The following is a 3,300-nucleotide window of genomic DNA, read 5'->3' on the forward strand; positions in this document are numbered from 1 at the left end:
AGGTATCATGAGTTAGATCAATTCATTTAACAATAACTTAGGACTAAAATCTACTTCTTAATCTGGAAGTTGATGCTGTTCAGTTTTAGCAATGTCAATAATGCCATTTAATAACTCTAATAATTGTTTGCCTGATTACATAATGTAATCGATGTTTTTTGTCTCTTGGTTCGCTTAATCTATAACTTAAATTTTTAGCTATACTGATAATACCACTCAAGGGAATTTTTAAATCATGACTCATATTAGCTAAAAAAATTGATTTGGCACGATTAGCAGCTTCTTCTTTTTCTTTAGCTTCTTTTAATTTTTCCTAAATTTTTTTTTAATTCCGTAATATCCTAGATAATTGCTAATCACCCTAACAATTTGATCATTTTCATCCCTAAGTGGCATTTTAACACCCGTGAAATATAAGATTTTACTACTGGGAATTGTCACAGTTTCTTCGTAATGTTTAATTTTTCCTGTTTCCATTACGTAACGGTCATTTTCCATGATAACTTTGGCAATATCACCCCAAAAATCGTAATTGGTTTTACCAATAAGTTCTGGAGTGGACCGTAAGCCAGAGGTTTTCACCATAAAATCATTACAGCCCAAATATCGGCCTTGATGATCTTTCCAATGGAGGCTTCCAGGAATGTAAACCACTACATTTCACTGAAAAATCTCGATATTTTTTCTTATCCAAAAAGCACCTTAAATATTTTTTCCTAAAAATTCTTTCATTTCCCTATTTTCTTTATAGTATTTTTAATATTAATGTCCCATTGGAGAGATAGTTCTCGAAGAGGCTGTCAGTTCAGACGATTCAATAAAAATCCCTTTTAGATTTTCCATAACAAAACGAAATATTGCAGCTTTTATTTCATTTTCCGATTGTCTTGCAAACTTTTGCGCCAACTCTGAGTCTTAATTTCTTCATATGTGATCGTATAAAAGTTCAGTTTGGCCATACAGACAGATCATGATTTCGTCAGCGTACGTTATCCCCGCATTAGCAAGTGCTTTAGCTTGAAGGAAGCTTAATCCAATCAACCCCAACAATATTCCTTGAGGGGACACACTGTGCATAGCCTTTTCACCACGGAAATTGATGGGATTACCACCATTTTTGACTACTATCCGGGTATCTGATTCATTTATCATTGCAACGTCTGCATGAATATCCTTTGGGATAACGCCATAGCCTTTAGTAAAAAGTTTGTATTAATTTTAAAATCGATAAAAATTCTTTATCTCCTGAAGACAAACTAAAAAGCCATTTAGATGTTTGACTATACTGAACAACCTCCTACACAGCATTAGACTTAGTAATATCTTTTGAAGTACACCCAACCACAATCGTTGAACGCGCAAACAAATTAGAAAGACTACTTAACTTAAGTAATCCCAGAAAATAACTCAATCATAAGCTCTGGCTTCGTATCATACACCAGGACTTTATATTTCTTTGCTATCTCTAAATTCTTTGCTATCTCTAAAGCAAATCGTTTCCTCATCTCACCAAATCCAGCCACGCAAATAATTGGCTTCCTACCATTCATTACCGAAAGTACTTCACGTTCGATTGTTTTTTTCACTCTTTCGAAAGCGATCCGAACCACTTGTGAGGATATTCCCCATTGAAAATAGGATAAGGATATGTCTTAGATTCATCGCCAGAGGCGGTCAATTGAGCGCCAATGACGAATTCGGATAATTTGAATACTTCACTGAGCATACAAGGGGCTAAGGTAGTCCTTACATCATTAAAAATTAAAAGAATCGGTTTTTTCTCTCTAGCGGAAATTGGATTATAAAAATGATAATGTCTTATCCTAAGCATGCCGTGCTGCCGTACCTATGACTTCGTCGATACCGCCCCATCGAAGAAGTGGCGGTAATGGAATGATATGAAATCCACTTTTTTTCAAGTTGTTCCACAACCACCGGATAAGTAGAATATGGCTTGCCGAGAATAATCACATTTTTACTTTTTAGGCTATAATTTTTAACTAAAAATTCCAAGAGCTGTCAGTTTATTTCAAGAAGATGAATTTTTGACGGGAATTTACACAAAGTGTCGACATCCACTGTTGGAACATAATTCCAAAAGGATTGAGTAGATAGGCAGAATTATTAGTTAGAGAAACAAAATAATTCATTAAAAGATTGCGGTGCAAGTGTCCTTTCAACGCTATCATTTTTACTTACCCTAATAAAATAAAACTTAACATTTCTTGCTATCTCCCCTCATCTCCCTACAAAAGATAAATTGGGAACCATTGCTCCGTGCTTGTAGTTAATTAGCATCCCGAATAAATTATTCAGGAAAATAATTAATTATTAATTCTTTCATTGTAATAAAAAATAGTAAATCAAAAATTTAAATTTGTAGAATTAAATGCTCTTGAAAATCCGGTACATCTCATGACTCAATATTATTCGACTTATTATTAGGAAATAAACGAAAATTATTGTTAGCTAAAAACGATTTAGCAACACGTAAATCTACACGCTCAATTGTATTAGTATCAACTTGCTCTTGAATGCTCTGATTATTTAAAAATTTCAAATGAGACCATAACATCAAAACTACAGCCGTTAACACACCTGCCCAGTATGATATTTGCTAAATTGTCCGAATAAGAAAGATATCCGTCTTGCAACGACGTCTCTGCAATAAGTTTGAAACTAAGGTCTGAGAAATAGCTTGAGGCCCCAGCTATGGTTGTGAGAAAAATATTTTTTCGCACTCCAATAACTTCTTTTTCTAAGGTTTTGTAAAATAGAAATAATTGTTTTCATCAGCTGTTCGAGGAATTCATTAATATTCTTTCTATAAAAGAAAATGGTGAGGAGCGTTGCCCCAGCATGATTGAAGATATATTTTGATAATGATGGTCCGACCCTAGACCCTATTTCTGGATTTGGGTAAAAGTTTCAATCCCCTGAACAGCTGGCAGCCAATTTAAGGTAATAACTATCGACAATGAAAGACAAAGTATCTTCCCAATTAGAGAAAAAATACCTTACAAAATTCTTTCTATTCTTTTTTTGGGGTAAATTGGGCCAATGGTTCTTGACGTGCTTCAAAAATTCCTCCACAGCTTCCTGAACCGTTTCCATTTTTTATTTCTAACCCAAAATTAAAATCATTTAATAATAATTCCAATTTTTTAAATACCTAGAAGAGTCATTTTTATCCTCAAGAGAAAAAATAAAATTTAATGTACTCGCGAAACGGGTAGCTTTATAAACTAAAAAAACTCAATAAAAAAAACCTACTACCTTATCAGGAACACCCCAAAAAAA

At 33.7% G+C, this 3,300-nt stretch carries 5 protein-coding genes; all 5 read right to left on the reverse strand.

Annotated elements, in window-relative coordinates:
- Positions 1-94: 94 nt before the first annotated feature.
- A complete protein-coding gene (locus B1F79_RS06810; protein WP_372443104.1) occupies positions 95-259 on the reverse strand; it encodes a histidine kinase dimerization/phospho-acceptor domain-containing protein in 165 nt (54 codons plus the stop codon).
- 44 nt (positions 260-303) lie between these two features.
- Positions 304-654, reverse strand: coding sequence for a PAS domain-containing protein (locus B1F79_RS02155; RefSeq protein ID WP_251365810.1), 351 nt, complete (start codon positions 652-654; stop codon positions 304-306).
- Between the two features lie 270 nt (positions 655-924).
- On the reverse strand, positions 925-1,152 hold the full coding sequence (locus tag B1F79_RS02160) for a hypothetical protein (RefSeq protein ID WP_251365811.1): 228 nt from the start codon (positions 1,150-1,152) through the stop codon (positions 925-927).
- A gap of 233 nt (positions 1,153-1,385) precedes the next feature.
- Positions 1,386-1,586, reverse strand: a complete 201-nt coding sequence (locus B1F79_RS02165) for a hypothetical protein (RefSeq protein WP_251365812.1) — start codon at positions 1,584-1,586, stop codon at positions 1,386-1,388.
- A 1,445-nt stretch (positions 1,587-3,031) separates the two neighbouring features.
- Positions 3,032-3,160 carry a hypothetical protein gene (locus B1F79_RS06295; protein ID WP_285896363.1) on the reverse strand — a complete coding sequence of 43 codons (129 nt, stop codon included), beginning with the start codon at positions 3,158-3,160 and terminating at the stop codon, positions 3,032-3,034.
- Positions 3,161-3,300: the final 140 nt, after the last annotated feature.

This window comes from Coxiella-like endosymbiont of Rhipicephalus sanguineus, from assembly GCF_018687865.1.